At 37.2% G+C, this 16,512-nt stretch carries 11 protein-coding genes; 10 read left to right on the top strand and 1 reads right to left on the bottom strand.

Features of this window, described 5'->3' with window-relative positions:
• Positions 1-284 precede the first annotated feature (284 nt).
• From BCELL_RS06090 to BCELL_RS06130, 9 genes are all read left to right on the top strand, one after another.
• Positions 285-2,078 carry a cache domain-containing sensor histidine kinase gene (locus tag BCELL_RS06090; protein ID WP_013487802.1) on the top strand — a complete coding sequence of 598 codons (1,794 nt, stop codon included), beginning with the start codon at positions 285-287 and terminating at the stop codon, positions 2,076-2,078.
• 78 nt (positions 2,079-2,156) lie between these two features.
• Entirely contained in the window at positions 2,157-3,740 is a 1,584-nt protein-coding gene (locus BCELL_RS06095; RefSeq protein WP_013487803.1) for a response regulator, read from the top strand.
• A 42-nt stretch (positions 3,741-3,782) separates the two neighbouring features.
• Positions 3,783-4,073 carry a hypothetical protein gene (locus BCELL_RS06100; RefSeq protein ID WP_013487804.1) on the top strand — a complete coding sequence of 97 codons (291 nt, stop codon included), beginning with the start codon at positions 3,783-3,785 and terminating at the stop codon, positions 4,071-4,073.
• A gap of 76 nt (positions 4,074-4,149) precedes the next feature.
• Positions 4,150-5,109 carry an ABC transporter permease gene (locus tag BCELL_RS06105; RefSeq protein ID WP_013487805.1) on the top strand — a complete coding sequence of 320 codons (960 nt, stop codon included), beginning with the start codon at positions 4,150-4,152 and terminating at the stop codon, positions 5,107-5,109.
• Between the two features lie 44 nt (positions 5,110-5,153).
• A complete protein-coding gene (locus BCELL_RS06110) occupies positions 5,154-6,035 on the top strand; it encodes a carbohydrate ABC transporter permease (RefSeq protein WP_049786682.1) in 882 nt (293 codons plus the stop codon).
• A 77-nt stretch (positions 6,036-6,112) separates the two neighbouring features.
• Entirely contained in the window at positions 6,113-7,825 is a 1,713-nt protein-coding gene (locus BCELL_RS06115; RefSeq protein WP_013487807.1) for an ABC transporter substrate-binding protein, read from the top strand.
• A 318-nt stretch (positions 7,826-8,143) separates the two neighbouring features.
• A complete protein-coding gene (gene yicI / locus BCELL_RS06120; protein ID WP_013487808.1) occupies positions 8,144-10,462 on the top strand; it encodes an alpha-xylosidase in 2,319 nt (772 codons plus the stop codon).
• Between the two features lie 180 nt (positions 10,463-10,642).
• Complete coding sequence (locus tag BCELL_RS06125) at positions 10,643-11,161, top strand: hypothetical protein (protein ID WP_013487809.1); 519 nt, start codon at positions 10,643-10,645, stop codon at positions 11,159-11,161.
• 60 nt (positions 11,162-11,221) lie between these two features.
• Positions 11,222-11,872, top strand: a complete 651-nt coding sequence (locus BCELL_RS06130; RefSeq protein WP_013487810.1) for a YesL family protein — start codon at positions 11,222-11,224, stop codon at positions 11,870-11,872.
• A gap of 499 nt (positions 11,873-12,371) precedes the next feature.
• Here the strand turns inward: BCELL_RS06130 and BCELL_RS06135 are convergent, their stop codons facing one another.
• A complete protein-coding gene (locus BCELL_RS06135; RefSeq protein WP_013487811.1) occupies positions 12,372-14,072 on the bottom strand; it encodes a methyl-accepting chemotaxis protein in 1,701 nt (566 codons plus the stop codon).
• 1,028 nt (positions 14,073-15,100) lie between these two features.
• Between BCELL_RS06135 and BCELL_RS06140 the strand changes: the two genes are divergently transcribed.
• Positions 15,101-16,507, top strand: coding sequence for a carbon starvation CstA family protein (locus BCELL_RS06140; protein ID WP_013487812.1), 1,407 nt, complete (start codon positions 15,101-15,103; stop codon positions 16,505-16,507).
• Positions 16,508-16,512: the final 5 nt, after the last annotated feature.

The following is a 16,512-nucleotide window of genomic DNA, read 5'->3' on the forward strand; positions in this document are numbered from 1 at the left end:
AGGCCTTGTGATTTGGTCTGCTAATTAATTTTTAAACGAGTACTTATTTAGATTGCGAATTAAGTGTTTTCCCACTCAACCGAACGGGTTAGACTAAAACAAGCATGGTTTTTATGTGATATCATGAGTTGATGTGCAAATGAAAAAATCTCAAAATGTGTAATTATTATATGATTTTTTATCAATTTGTCCTGTATTAATTTTTGTGAGTTTCATATAAAATGAATGAAAATAGATTTTGTAAGCGTTTTCCTCGAAGTGATCAAATCTAATTGGAGCATAACATGATACAATTTTTTATTAAAAAATTAAATGATATGAAAGTAAGAAATAAGCTAGTCTTTTCATTTATTTTAGTAGTGTTTGTCCCAATCTTAATTGTTGGTGTCATTTTGACTTCTGAACTACGGCAAATGGCATTAAATAATGCTATCGATCAAACCACATCAGATATGACTCGTATTAAGACGAGAATAAGTGATGCCCTCTTTCCTTCCGTTTACGTCTCAAATGCTTTATTAGTAGATCATCGATTAAATGACTTAGTGAATAGAACGTATGACTCTACTTATGATGTGGTGGAAGCGTACAGAAATTTTCACATTTTTGATAGTAATGTACGTTATTATAATGAAATTAATGATATTCGTTTTTATGTGAAAAACGATACGATGTTAAATAATTGGAGAATAATTCCGGTAAATAATCATAGTGAAGTGCTTCAGACATCATGGTACGAAGAAGCAATAGTCAATCGGGGGTTGATAAGCTGGGAGTTCATGGAGACGGAGAGAAGCGGTAGTGAAAGAAGGTTTCATATTACACGTGTCGTTCATTTTCCGCAGCATCAAACGTACGGTGTTCTTGTAGTCGAGATCAATACAAATAATTTAAATTTTATTTTGTCGCAAGAAGCGCTGCCCATTCTTATTTTAGATTCGAAAAATAACATCGTTGCCACAAATGATGTTGATCATCTAGGAAAAAACTTAGAGGAAGTCACCATTTCTCCTCAATTAACGAATGGAAGAACGGGAACCTTTCAAGATGTCGTATTTGATGAGCCATCACACATTACAGTAGATCACATATCAGTACCGAATAGTGTAAATGATTTAAGGATAGTATCGATTATCACAGATGCTGAAATAATGGAGGATGCGAATAAACTAAGAAGGTTAGGTTTTACGATAATCTCCATTAGCATTGTAATTGCTTTTATATTAATTTTTAGTGTCTCACACCTTATCTCAAACCGAATCTCTATTTTAAGTAATCAAATCAGAAAAGTGGCAAGGGGAAATTTGACTACTTATTCTGAGGTCGAGGGAAGAGATGAAATTGGTCAACTTTCCACAGAGTTTAATAGAATGACGAAAAGCATTAAAGAGCTTTTAGAAGAAATAGAGCATAAAAATACAGAAAAAAGGGTGCTAGAAAAAAGACAAAATCAAATAAAATTGAAAATGCTAGCAAGTCAAATTAACCCACATTTTTTGTTTAATACGTTAGAAACGATTAGGATGAAAACACTTTTAAGTGGTGAAAAGGAAATTGCCCATATTGTAAAGCGGTTAGGGAAGCTTTTACGTAGCAGTATAGAGGTTGGCGGTGGTATGGTCCCTTTAAAACAGGAAATGGAAATGGTAAAAGCGTATCTTGAAATTCAAAATTTTCGTTTTGACGAAAGGCTCGAATATGAGTTAAAGATCGATCCGAAAACAGAGGCTATTAAGATTCCGCCACTTATTATTCAGCCTTTAGTGGAAAACGCAGTGATACATGGGTTGGAGAATAAGATAGAAGGAGGAAAAGTAATCGTAGAGACGAGACTAATAGGAGATGATATGATCGTAAGTGTAAAAGATAATGGGGTTGGAATATCGACTAAGAAGAAGGAAGAGATTTTCTTGTCGTTAACAGAAAATACTGTAGAAGCAGAGAATAGAATTGGGCTAAGAAATGTTCATGAACGAATTCTATTAACATACAAAACTAGCAATGGTCTAGTTATCAATAGTGAACAACACAAAGGTACTCGAGTCTCATTTTCTATTCCTTTAAATGAAGATGAATAGAAAGGTTCTTCATTCTTGTTACATGATAGAGAAAGCTGAAAGAGGTGCACCGTCAAAACTATTATTGAGGTGGTATTCATGTATAAAGTATTAATTGTTGATGATGAGCGAACTGTAAGAGAAGGCTTAAAGGCAGTAATACCTTGGGAAGACTATGGTTTTCAAGTTGATACTTTAGTGAAGGACGGCCAACAAGCGTTGGAGCATTGTAGAGAAGGATCCTATGATTTAATTATTTCAGACATCCGAATGGCTGGGATGGACGGGCTGCAGCTCATTAAACATATTCGTGAGTTTGATAGTAAAATTCAATGTTTAATATTAACTGGCTATGCTGACTTTGATTATGCAAAAAAGGCGATTCAGCATAATGTAGCTGGGTATTTATTAAAGCCTATTGATGAAGAAAGTTTAATCCCAGCTTTAATTCAAATAAAAAAAGATTTGGACAAAGAAAATATAGTAAAGGAATTGACATTAATAGAAAAAGAGAGACAACGGGAATGGTTTATATTATCACATCTGTTTAATAAATCGGATGAACACGAAGCGGATGGCGGAGTCCAACTTGCTAAAGAGTTTGGTATTCACTGGGATAAATATGAAGTACTGTTAATGAAAATGGAGGATTTTAACCGAGAAGTAGCCAACATGCTTTCAATTAAACAGAAAATAAAAGAGCTAGTAGATCAAAAATCTAAAAAAGGTGCATTCGTTTTTTTACACGAAGCCTATGTCGGAATTTTATTTAATAGCAATGTTTATAAAAAAAGAGAGATTCAATATTTGTATCAAGAAATTAAAGAGGTACTCGATGATAGCCAGGTAAAATTCACATCTGCGCTTGGAAACTGTGTGGATTCTTTAAGTAAAATTAAAATTTCATATCAAACTGCTTTACGTTTAATACAGCATCAATTTTTCTTTCCTGAAGGTGAACTGTTAATAAGGGGGAAGGAGTTAATTAAATTTAAACGAACCAAAAGAGTGGGGAATTCAGAGACGTTGAATGAAATCATTAATAAGTTATACTTGTCTCTTGAGCTTGGTGAATGGCAAATGGTCAAATTATTATTGGAGCAAGTAGCGGAGTGGTCTGATCATGTTTATAGTGAAAGAACGTTAAAAAAGAATTACGTCTATATTTTATCTATTTTGATGAATAAGCTTCAAAAGTCTAAGCCTAATAAAGAACTATTTTTTTCAAAAATAGCAGAAAAAGTGTTGGAAATTTACCATATCAATCATTTTCAGCAGCTCCAGCAATTTGTGAATAATTTGGTTGATGAGCTATATGATGAGTTTGAGTATGATCAATCAGATGACCAACTGAAGAAGCTGATGATGCTCATTGAAAATAAGTATTATGAAAATTTAAAGCTAGAAAAGCTAGCTGATTTATTTAATTATAATAGTGCGTACTTAGGGAAGTTATTTAAAAGCTATACTGGTGAGTATTTCAACACCTATTTAGATAAAGTGAGAATAAAAAATGCGAAAAAATTTCTTCTCGAAGGGCTGAAGGTGTATCGTGTTGCTGAAATTGTCGGCTATAATAATGTAGATTATTTTCATAGTAAATTCAAAAAATACGTAGGTATTTCTCCTTCTGCATATCGCCGAAAAGAAAATAATCATTTAAAGAAACTCTCAGATCTCTAAGAGTTTTTCTTAAAAGGTAAGTGTATAAAATTGGTGGTGGAAATGATGCCACGCGTAGTAGCGAGAAGAGGCACTCACTACTATTTTAAAGAAATGTGTCATCATTTCTTCACCACTTCTAAGAAAAGACTAAAAACGAGCTTTACAAAGCTTGTTTTTAGTCTTTTCTTATTGATTAAGTATGTAATGGAGAATTTTGTGCATGAAGTACGTAGCGATATTGCTACACAGTTAAATGATGAAGGGATTTTTATTTTATGGGTTAAGATCAGAAACTTAGAAACCTTTACAAAACAAAGGTGTAAGCGGATACATCATCAAATTTTTATATGATTTTAGTAGTAATCATTGAGGTATTTCTAATTCAGAAAGTTAGCTAAGATTAAGTTGTAAAGAGGGAGGGATTACGGTGAAGACATCTACGGAGCAATCGCAGCAAACTGTTGTCATACCGAAGAAAAAACAATTTTGGAAGACAATGAAAAATCAAAAAATCCTATATTTAATGTCTATCCCAGTAGTGATTTATGTCTTTATTTTTAATTATCTTCCTGTCTGGGGTTGGACGATGGCCTTCCAAAATTATAGACCTGGAAGGGCGTTTCATGAACAAGAATGGGTTGGCCTTCAGCATTTTATTGAACTTTTTAATGATCCTCATTTTTATTTAGTATTACGTAATACGTTAGCGATGAGCATACTGTTACTAATTGCGGGCTTTACGATACCAATTATTTTTGCAGTACTTCTTAATGAATTAAAAGATTCTTTATTTAAAAGGTCTGTTCAAACAATCTCGTATTTACCTCATTTTGTATCATGGGTTGTCGTAGCCGGTATTGTTACGAAGATGCTATCTACAGATGGTGGGATTGTGAATGATATTCTCGTAGGATTAAATATAGTTGATAACCCCATACAGTTCATGGCGAAAGGAGAATGGTTTTGGTTTATTGTAACTGGAGCAGATGTATGGAAGCAGATGGGGTGGAACTCAATTATATTTTTGGCTGCGATGGCTGGGGTAGATCCACAACTTTATGAAGCTGCTCGAGTAGATGGTGCTGGTAGATTTAGACGAATATGGCATATTACATTGCCTGGAATTCGTCCAACAATCTTAGTTATTTTAATTTTATCAATCGGAAATTTAATCGCAATCGGGTTTGAAAGACAATTACTACTAGGGAACTCACTCACCCGAGAATATTCAGAAGTACTGGAATTGTATGCGCTTAACTACGGTATTGGAATGGGGCGCTATTCATACGGAACAGCAATCAGTATTTTTAACTCTATGGTGAGCATTTTCTTACTACTAGTGGCAAACGGTGTATTCAAGCGTTATTCAAATACAAGTGTGATGTAGGGGAGGTGACTAAGTTGAGGAAGAAGAAAAAAGGGTTAAATAGAATGACACCAGCTGAACGATTTTTTGATTATGCAAACTATATTTTCATGATCATCGTCATCGTCGTCATGCTGTATCCTTTCCTAAATGTACTGGCTATTTCATTAAATGATTCGACAGATACAGTTAGGGGCGGTATTTATATATGGCCGAGGGAATGGACGTTAGATAACTATGCGGTAATTATGCGTTATGATAGCTTAGTCACTGGTTTTATTAATTCAGTGTTAAGAACCGTAATCGGTACAGTCGGAGGATTAATTGTTTGTTCGATGGTGGCGTTCACACTAGCGAGAAAGGACTTCCAAGCACGAAGATTTGTGTCTACGGTCATTGTTCTCACAATGTTTTTCAGTGGAGGTTTAATCCCGACATACATGCTGATGCGTGATCTAGGATTGATTAATTCATTTGCCGTCTATATTTTACCGTTATTAGCAAGCGCTTGGAATATTATTATCATTCGTTCTTTTATGGATACGTTACCAAATGCACTCCAAGAATCTGCAAAAATAGATGGGGCTAATGATTTCGTTATCTATTGGAAAATTATTTTACCGATATGTAAACCAGTGTTAGCGACAATTGCATTATTCATTGCGGTCATGCAATGGAACATGTGGTTTGATACTTATATTTATAATAGCGCTAATCCAGCACTCACAACGTTACAATATGAATTAATGAAAATACTTCAAAACACTGCAACAAGCGCGGGGATAGATGCTACTCGTGGTGGAGCTGGTTCTGATTTAGTGAGTAGAGTTTCTCCTGAGTCTGTACGAATGGCTATTACCATAGTAACGATGGTTCCTATACTACTCGTCTATCCATTTTTACAAAAGTATTTTGTAAAGGGAATGACGTTAGGAGCAGTAAAGTAATTAGTATTAACTCGTATATCCATTTGGCAATACGAGTTCACATACAAGCTTTTAAAAATAAAAGGAGGGTTAATTTCATGCTTAGAAAGTATAGTAAAATGTTTGGTTTACTTGCGATGAGTTCACTTTTATTTGTAGCTGCGTGTAGTGATGACGACGCAGATACTAGCTCAGATGGTACGGATGAAAATGAGGGAACGACAGAGGATGTAGAGTTAGAAGGTGATTTAGAGCCGATTACTTTCTCCTTGTTCGCCGCCGATAACAACCCAAACTGGAATGGGATGGATACACCGGTTGGTCAAGAGATTTTGAAGGCTACAGGCGTCACGTTAGATGCAGACTTTGCCCTAGGTGATCCAGCTGAGAGAATTGCACTAATGGCTTCAAGTGGTCAATATCCAGACTTCATCTTGCCAAAAGGTGATGGAAACCTTTTAGTCGATGCAGGTGGAATGATTGATTTAAGACCTTTAATTGAAGAGCATGCACCTAATATTCAAAGAGTATATGGGGATTACTTAGACAGAATGGTATGGAGCGAGGATGACGATTCGATTTACTTTCTTGGAACGGCACCAATCGATGAAGAATGGTTATCTCCAGGAAATGGATTTTGGTTACAGCATGCGGTGGTCGAGGAGTTAGGTTATCCTGAAATTAATACTTTGGAGGATTTTGAAAACGCAATCAGAACTTATTATGAAATGTATCCTGAAATAGATGGACAGCCAACAATTCCTTTAACATTATTAGCTGACGATTGGCGATTATTAATTTCAGTGACAAATCCAGCATTTTTCTCTACTGGCGCACCGGATGATGGGGAATGGTATATTGATCAAGACACGTATGAAGCTATGCTTCACTACAAGAGACCAGAGGAAAGAGAGTACTTCCGTTGGTTAAATAAAATGAACGCAGAAGGACTATTAGACCCTGAAAGCTTTGTTCAACAGGAGGACCAATACAAGTCAAAAATTTCTTCAGGACGCGTATTAGCGATGATTGATGCAGATTGGTCTATCGGAGACACACAAGTAGCTCTTCGTGAAGATGGCAAGTATGAACGAATGCACGGAGTTTATCCTGTAACAATAGATGAAGATACGAAGCATGCAAACTTCTGGCCAACAGGCTACTTATCACAATGGGGAATTGGTATTTCTGTAGATAATCCAGATCCAGTACGAGCGATTAAGTTTTTAGACTGGATGGCAACGGATGAAGCACAAATCCTAAACAACTGGGGTGTTGAAGGAGAACATTATCAGCTTGATGAAGATGGAAATCGTTATTTAACGGAAGAGCAACGAGAAGAGCGAAGAGCTGATAGCACGTTTAGTGAAAGATCTGGAATTAGTGTATATAGAGAATATGGTCCGAACTTCGGAGATGGAGCAATAGATCCTACTGGTCAAACATATACAATTAATACACCAGATACCGTTATTGAAGACTATACTGATGTGGAAAAAGAGGTATTAGCTGCATATGGAGTGGAAACGTGGAAGGAACTCTTCCCTCATGACGATGAATTTACTCCAAGACCATATGGTGCTGCATGGCAAATTAACTATAGTTCAGATTCACCAATTGCAGTTCCGTTCCAAAGAGCACAGGACACGATGTTTACAAGAATTCCTCAAGCAATTTTAGCTGATCCTGATGAATTTGACGACATTTATGATACTTTCTTAGAAGAAATCAGTACCGATGCTATGGAGGAAGCAGAAAGAGAGTTTTCTAGACTTGTTCAACAGCGTGTGGAGCTTTGGGGCGAAGATTGATAAGCAATTGTGAAAAGTGGTAGATTAATAGTAATGAAACCACCTTCTACTAATGAGGGTGACTCAAAAGGTGATTGATGAGAGGGTACTGAAAAAAGCTTGATATTTTCAGTCTCTCGCGATGTATCCTTATGAGTCACCCTTTAAAGCAATGTTTGGGGCGGAGTGACCACGTGGAACCCAACCATAGCAGTTTTCTTAGATGGGGTGAGGCGGCGATTACATGTAACCGCTTACCTTCTAAGGTGTCTACAATAGTACGTGAGTTTAAAGTCTAAAAAGGTTTTACATATGTATATAAGGAGGAGTGGACTTAATATGAAATTTACAGATGGAAATTGGTTAATAAGAGAAGGGTTTGACCTTATTACACCTGAATACTTATTTAAAGTAACACATGATGAAGAATCGTTAACAGCTCTAGTAGCACCATACGATGTATCCAATAGAGGTGCACAACTAGATTTACCATTACTAACGGTAAAGTACTCCTCACCGATAAACGAAGTCATTCGTGTCCAAATAGTGCATCATAAAGGGAGAAAGCCGCTCTATCCTGAGTTTTCTATTAATGAACAAAATGATAGGTCTGTTAAGGTCACCGATAATGAGGAGTATGTATCTTTAACAAGCGGGAATTTATCAGTCGCATTGAATAAGGCAGGAGGCTGGGGATCGCAGTATTTGTTTGAAGGGAAGCCACTTACCTCCAGTGGTTTTAGAGGTATGGCCCATGTTACAGATGCGAAAAACAATACGTATATTCGGGAGGAGCTTTCTTTATCTGTAGGAGAAAATTTATATGGACTTGGAGAAAGATTTACTCCCTTTGTCAAAAATGGTCAAGTTGTTGATACGTGGAATAAAGACGGTGGAACGAGTTCCGAGCAGTCATATAAAAATGTACCATTTTATTTATCGAACAAAGGTTACGGGATTTTTGTCAACCACCCTGAAAATGTTTCCTTTGAACTAGCTTCTGAAAAAGTCTCAAAAGCGCAATTTAGCGTAGAGGGAGAGTCGTTAGAATACTTTATTATCGGTGGTGGCACAGCAAAGTGTGTGCTAGAAAACTATACAACACTGACAGGTAAACCGGCGTTACCTCCAGCATGGTCTTTTGGCTTATGGCTAACCACTTCCTTTACAACAAATTACGACGAGGAAACAGTGAATCGTTTTGTAGATGGAATGGCTGAGCGTAACTTACCATTACGCGTTTTTCATTTTGATTGCTTTTGGATGGAAGCCTTAAAATGGTGTGACTTTGAATGGGATAAAGAGGTCTTTCCGGATCCTCAAGGAATGCTAAATCGATTAAAAGAAAAAGGCTTAAAAATATGTGTTTGGATCAACCCATATATTTCACAACAATCGCATCTTTTTGACGAAGCAATGGAAAAAGGCTATTTGTTGAAAAAAGCAAATGGTGATGTATGGCAATGGGATAAGTGGCAGCCTGGAATGGGAATTGTTGATTTTACTAATCCGGACGCATGCAAATGGTACAACGCTCATTTAGAAAGACTGTTAGACATGGGAGTAGATAGCTTTAAAACAGATTTTGGTGAAAGAATTCCTACTGATGTTGTTTATCATGACGGTTCAGATCCAATGAAAATGCATAATTACTACTCATTTTTATATAATAAAGTCGTTTTTGAATTATTGGAGGAAAAGCTTGGGATTGGAGAAGCAACATTGTTTGCTCGTTCTTCTACAGCTGGCGGACAGCAATTCCCTGTTCATTGGGGTGGCGATTGCGACGCGACTTATGAATCAATGGCCGAGAGCTTGCGTGGAGGATTATCATTAGGGCTATCTGGCTTTGGCTACTGGAGTCATGATATTGGTGGATTTGAAAGCACGGCACCTGCCGACTTATATAAGAGGTGGGCAGCATTCGGTTTACTGTCAAGCCATAGTCGATTGCATGGTAGTAAATCATACCGAGTACCATGGATTTATGATGAGGAATCTGTAGATGTAGTAAGGTTCTTTACTAAACTAAAGTGCTCGTTGATGCCATATTTATATAATGAAGCCTACAATTCTTCAAAGGTTGGATTACCGATGATGCGTGCGATGCTTCTTGAGTTTCCAGACGATCCAACTTGTGATTATTTAGATCGTCAATATATGCTAGGGGATTCCTTCTTAGTTGCTCCAGTGTTTAGTGAAGATGGTGTCGTTTCCTACTATTTACCGGAAGGAACGTGGACAAATTATTTCACAAATGAAACGGTAGCTGGTGGGAAGTGGGTGAAGGAGCAGCATGATTATTTAAGTATTCCTCTTTATGTTCGTCCAAATACGATTGTTGCGGTTGGTTCGGAAAACACGAAGCCAGATTATGATTATGCGAATAATGTGGAGATGCACATATTCGAGCTTTCAACAACAGCAACAGCGACTGTAAGAAGTGAAAAAGGAGAAGAGGACTTCACGGTTACTGCTGAGAAAGTTGGGTCAGCGATAAAGGTGAAGTTAAATAAAGTAATAGAAAAGCCTTGGAGTATCGTGTTAAGAGGGATAGATACTGTGCGTGACGTAGAAGGAGCTTCTGTTGTTGACACGTCTATTGGAGTTAAGGTCGTACCAGGTGACTCTGTAGCGGAATTTACGATTTATTTATAAAAAATAGCTTAGTAGAATCAATCATATTTGGAATAAGCGATGTTATTTATCCCTTATTCTTTAAAAACAACGGAAGTTTTTTCATCGTCGAGATAGAATACAGTGGTAAAAGTAGATAGCATGACGAATTTTTTCAACCCCTTGCATTCCATTTATTTGAGATGAGAAGAAGGTGTTAAAATGGGGAAACAGGTGATCCTTTATTTTGTTATCGTGTTGTTCCTAACTGGATGCGATAGGGAAGAAGAGGAGAATAGCATAAATGTAATGGTTTTTTCAGGGCTTCCATTTTCACTTGAAGATAGTATGTATTCGTATTTTGATAGTGTTGAGTATGATGAGGAATTAGATATTAATGTAAAAATGTTTTTACCCTCTCGGGAAAAGCTGATCATTGAAATGGTGGCGCGTGAGGGAGATATTTACCTCGTTGAGGATTTTATGTTTCCGATTATTTTTGATCCAGTCATTTTGCATCCTCTTGATTCTATTGCCTTTCATGTTGATGAAGAGAAACAGCATGTTGGGGAAAATGAGCAAACAGGAGAAGAAAACATTTATGCAATTACGGTTAATGGTGATGCGAAGCTTTTCCAGGAGCTAGGGGTGAATGTATCTACTGATTTTGTTGCAGTGATGATGGAGGATACACCTTCACACTCATATGGGTTAAAGCTCATGGAGGCGATAGTAAACTAGAATTTTATCTGAAAAAGGGAATTCAATGCTTTAAACATTCTATTATGGAGGTGAAGGGTTATGGGGCGAAGTTGGGTAGATTCACCGTTGTACACAATTGCAGATTGGGTCATGCGATTAGCGCTTATTAATTTATTGTGGTTAGGCTTCACGGTATTAGGATTGTTTATTTTAGGTTTTATGCCAGCAACTGTAGCGATGTTTGCAGTAATTAGAAAGCTATTAATGAAAGAGGAGAGCGTTCCTATTTTTAAAACCTTCTTTGTAGTTTTTAAAAAGGAGTTCTTTAAATCAAATGTGTTAGGCTTAATTTTATTTGCTTTTGGATATGTTTTAGTGATTAATTTCATGTATTTAGGTACTATTTCTGGAACAATTCATACGTTGTTAAGCTTTGGTCTAGTATTTGTTGGATTATTTTATTTAGCTACAATCATGATTATATTTCCCATTTACGTGCACCTCGATTTAAAGTTCACGCAATACTTTAAGCAGTCGCTCCTAGTTTCTTTTATTAACCCTCACATTGTTATATTTATGGGTGCCGGAATTGTTGGAGCATATTATGTATTCAATTTCATCCCTGGCCTTACCCTATTCTTTTTCGGAAGTGCAATAGCAACATTTCTAATGTGGTCCACACTACTCGCCTTTAATCGAATCGAAAAGAAAAAAGAAAGATTACAAGCCGCTCAAGTAGGAGAAGGTTAATGGGGACGGTTCTGGCTAGCCAGAACCGCCCTTTCTTATTTGGCAAAGACGGACGGCAAAGAGGGACGGTTCTTGTTTGCCAGAACCAGTCCCTCATTTCAAATTTAAAGTTCATTTGAGAACGGTAAACATTGTTATACGGGAAGTAAATGGAATCGTTCATTATCCGTTATCGCTTTGCATAACCTTGAAGTATTGGCAAAATAGGTCCGTCCGGAATCAGTGAAAAAGTACTTGCAATTAGAGATCCTCCTAATAAATATAAGGTTATTAGAATATAGGGGTTGAAGAGACCTATGCAAACTCGCTTTCCGCGGGCGGCTGGTAAGCCTCCTCTATGCTGCGCATCTGCGGGGTCTTACCTCTGCCTTTACTCCCGCAGGAGTCTCGTTTGCTCCGGTCTCATCAACTCTTTCTCTAATTAGGTCCTCTGAATAATCATGCAACAATATATTAATTTTTACACTTTTTCAGCGGTCTCGGTCCGTCCCTGTTAGCCTTAAAGTTTAAAGTTTTTTATGGCTGCTTGGAGGTCTTCTGCCATTTTTGATAATGTTTGTGATGATGCTGTAATTTCTTCCATTGAAGCATTTTGTTCTTCTGCAGAAGATGCTACATTTTGTGTATATCCTGCTGCTTCTTCAGTTGAGTCTTTTATACTTTCAATGGATTGTACCATCGCAGTAGTGTTTGTTGTCATATCCCTTACTGACTTAGTTACTTCCTCTAATTGAGTTGAGACGGATTCGACGGAAGAGGATATGTTTTTAAAGGAAGAACCAGCTTCTCCTACGTATTGTATTCCTTCTTCTACCGCAAGACGTCCATCGCCCATTGCTTTCACAGATTCTTCAATATCTTGTTGTATCTCTTTAATCATTTCTGTAATTTGTAATGCAGAGTCTCCGGATTGTTCTGCAAGCTTTCTTACTTCGTCAGCTACTACAGCAAAGCCTTTTCCGTGTTCGCCTGCTCTAGCTGCTTCAATTGCAGCATTTAGGGCTAATAAGTTTGTTTGTTCAGCAACACTTGTTATTAATGAAACAATTTCACCAATTCTATTAGATTTGTTTCCTAATTCCTCTACTAATTTCGCTGTTGAAGTTGTCCTCATTTGAATGGTATTCATTTGTTGTACGGTCTTATCAATGACATTAGAACCATCACTGGCTTTTGTAGATAGATTTGTAGAAGTACGATTTACTTCTTCAATATGAGTCGCCATTTGATCAATACCTGATGAGATATTAATAACGACATCGCTAGTAGTTTTCGTGTTTTCCAATTGCTGTTCAGAACCAACAGCAACCTTTTGAATTGATTCCGTAATTGTATCTGTAGCAGCTCGCGTCTCAAGTGCACTTGCTGTTAATTGTTCTGCAGATGATGCAACGTGATGAGAGGTTTCTGCTACTTGTTGAATAAGGTCTTTTAAATTATCCTTCATGCGGTTGTAACTAGTGGTTAAAGAGCCTATTTCATCTCCCGATTTATCTGTAATTTCTGCGGTGAAATCTCCGTGGCCAGCGGATTCTAAAGCATTATTAACACGGTTTAATCTCTTAGCCATATTTCTAGAGTATAAGAAAATAATTGCTACTGCGAAAATGATGATCAAACCTAAGACGATACTTACGACTCCCATAATGGAAGCAATTGTTTCATTAATAAATTCCTGAGAAGCACCAATAAATAGCATACCAACAACTTCTCCAGACGAAGTTCGAAGCGGCATGTAGGCTGTTTGCATATCAGTCCCTAAAATGTTAGCTTCTCCATAAAGGTTTTCGCCGTTTTCTAGTACGACTTCTACTGTAGTTCCAGTAGCTTCAGAACTAATAGCTCGCTCATCATTTATTAACAAGTTCGTTGTAATAGGCATGTTTTCTTGGAAAATAGTTACTAAGCCACCAGTTGTTTCTCCAATTTTATCCGCGATTTCAAAGTCTTCATTCATCACTTCGTTGCCTTTATAGAGGGCACCATCTCGTAAGTCCCAATCTCCTGGATAATAGTAATTTAGCATATAGTTTGCTAGTTCGAGATCATTAGCTGCTTTTTCTGCAGCTGCTCCTTTTACCCCTTCAGTCACTTGTTGCTGTACTACAAACCCTACAACGAAGGCAAATATAATTAAAATTGATAGCATAATCATATTTAGTTTAGTACTTATTTTAAAATGCTTTAAAAAATTCCCCAATGTAATACCCCTTTCAGTTTTTGATATATATTTGGCATATGTATAGTGAAAAGAAACAGTAGAAAACTCTTGAATTATGACTACTATTCTTATAATTTCAGATCAAATGAGAGATGTGCATAGTGGAACGATTAACAAAGATGTAGAGGTATTTCGATCTATGAATCAGTGAATTCGAATTCGTCATTTTTCTACATAAAAATACACACCGCGCTACCTTAACATATTAAATCGTTTTCATACAATTGCTGTATGTAAGGGTGTAGAAAAGGCCTATTATTTTGTAATATTTCATAAGTACCAATAATTTAGTTTTTTGGCTAATAGGGACGGAACCAGTGAAAAAGTACTTACATTTAGAGAGTCCCCTAATAAATATTAGGTTATTAGAATATAGGAGTTGAAGAGACCTATGCAAACTCGCTTTCCGCGGGCGGCTGGTAAGCCTCCTCTATGCTGCGCATCTGCGGGGTCTTACCTCTGCCTTTACTCCCGCAGGAACGAGCGTTTCTTCGTCGCTAATGCTTCGAGTTGTCTCGACGGATACGCTTCAAAGAATATGCTCGTAGAGGAAGAGACAGTTACCTCGTTTGCTCCGGTCTCATCAACTCTTTCTCTAATTAGGTACTCTGAATAAAAATGCAACAATATATTAATTTTTACACTTTTTCAGCGGTCTCGGACGGTTCTGGCTTGCCAGAACCGTCCCTATTTATCCCAAAGTAGTAAGGGAAAGTACATGGAACGTTCATTATAGGTTCACGATTTGTATAACCTTGAAGTATTGGCAAATTAGGTCCGTCCCTGTTAGCCTAACGAGGCGAAGAAGAACCGTCCCCATTAGCGGGTGTTTTGCTATGTTTGAAAAGTATTGTGAGTAGTGTCTTTTCTGATTATGGTGTTGTCTGATTTTTATTACTTACTGCTATTTAATTGTATTTTCAGAAAAAAGTTATTGTTTTTCTTTCTTTAAATAGTTAAACTATTCTTTATAGTAAAATAATATGACACGGCAGGGGAGAAACATCATGGCAACATTCTTATTTTCTATTGGACTATTAATTGTTGGTTATATCGTCTATTCAAAGGTAGTGGAACGAGTTTTCGGAATAAATGATAAGGAACCTACACCAGCTTATTCGAAGTCAGATGGGTTAGATTATGTACCGATGAGCTGGTGGAAGGGGAGTTTAATTCAGTTATTAAATATTGCAGGGCTAGGCCCTATTTTTGGTGCAATCATGGGTGCGTTGTATGGACCTGTGGCTTTTATATGGATTGTTGTTGGCTGCATTTTTGCCGGAGCAGTTCACGACTATTTTTCTGGCATGCTTTCGCTCCGTCACAACGGAGCTCAATATCCAACACTAGTTGGAATGTATTTAGGAAAAACTGTACAAGTTATCATAAATATTATTTCCATTATCTTAATGGTTTTAGTGGCAGCTGCATTTGTCGCAGGTCCAGCTCAATTGATTGCAGAAATTACACCACTTAGCTTTATGGTTGCTATTTTTGCTATTTTTGCTTATTTCTTATGTGCTGCACTTTTACCAGTAAATAAAGTGATTGGTAGAATTTATCCAATCTTTGGTGGGATTTTAATCTTTATGGCGGTATCGATTGCAGTGGCGCTATTGCTTACGGACAGAGCGATCCCAAATTTAACATTAGACAATTTGCACCCAGGCGAACTGCCAATTTGGCCATTATTAATGGTAACAATCTCATGTGGTGCGATTTCCGGATTCCATAGCACACAAAGTCCGATTATTGCGAGAACGTTGAAAAAGCAATCTGACGGTCGTAAAGTTTTTTACGGAGCGATGATTGCAGAAGGAATCATTGCATTAATTTGGGCAGCGGCGGGTATGACTTTTTTTGGTGGTACAGATGGTCTTGCCGGAGCGCTTAACGCTGGTGGACCTGCAGGTGTTGTAAATGAAATTTCTACGACGTTATTAGGAACGCTAGGTGGCATTCTTGCTATTTTAGGGGTCATTATTTTGCCAATCACAACGGGAGATACGGCGATTCGATCATCGAGAATGATGTTGATTGAATTATTGAGTAAAGGATTTAATAACAAGAAGGGGAAAGGTGTTGTACTTTTTGCTACAATGATTGTCGTTATCCCGGCCTTTTATTTATCAACAATTGATTATTCTTTCTTATGGCGCTATGTAGGATGGACGAATCAGCTCGTCGCTACGGTGATGCTTTGGACAGGAGCGATGTATTTGTTGAAAAATAACAAGTTTCATTGGATCTGTGGCGTACCAGCGATGTTTATGACAGCAGTAGTCTGCACTTACATTTTTTACGCTCCAGAAGGTTTAGGAATGGACTATTATATTTCTGTCGTGATTGGTGGATTCCTGACTTTGTTTGTAATTGCCTGGTATATAAAGAAAATACGCTCCTACCGTGGCTAATAGAT

Origin of the sequence: Evansella cellulosilytica DSM 2522, from assembly GCF_000177235.2 — a bacterium.
Classification (GTDB): domain Bacteria; phylum Bacillota; class Bacilli; order Bacillales; family Salisediminibacteriaceae; genus Evansella; species Evansella cellulosilytica.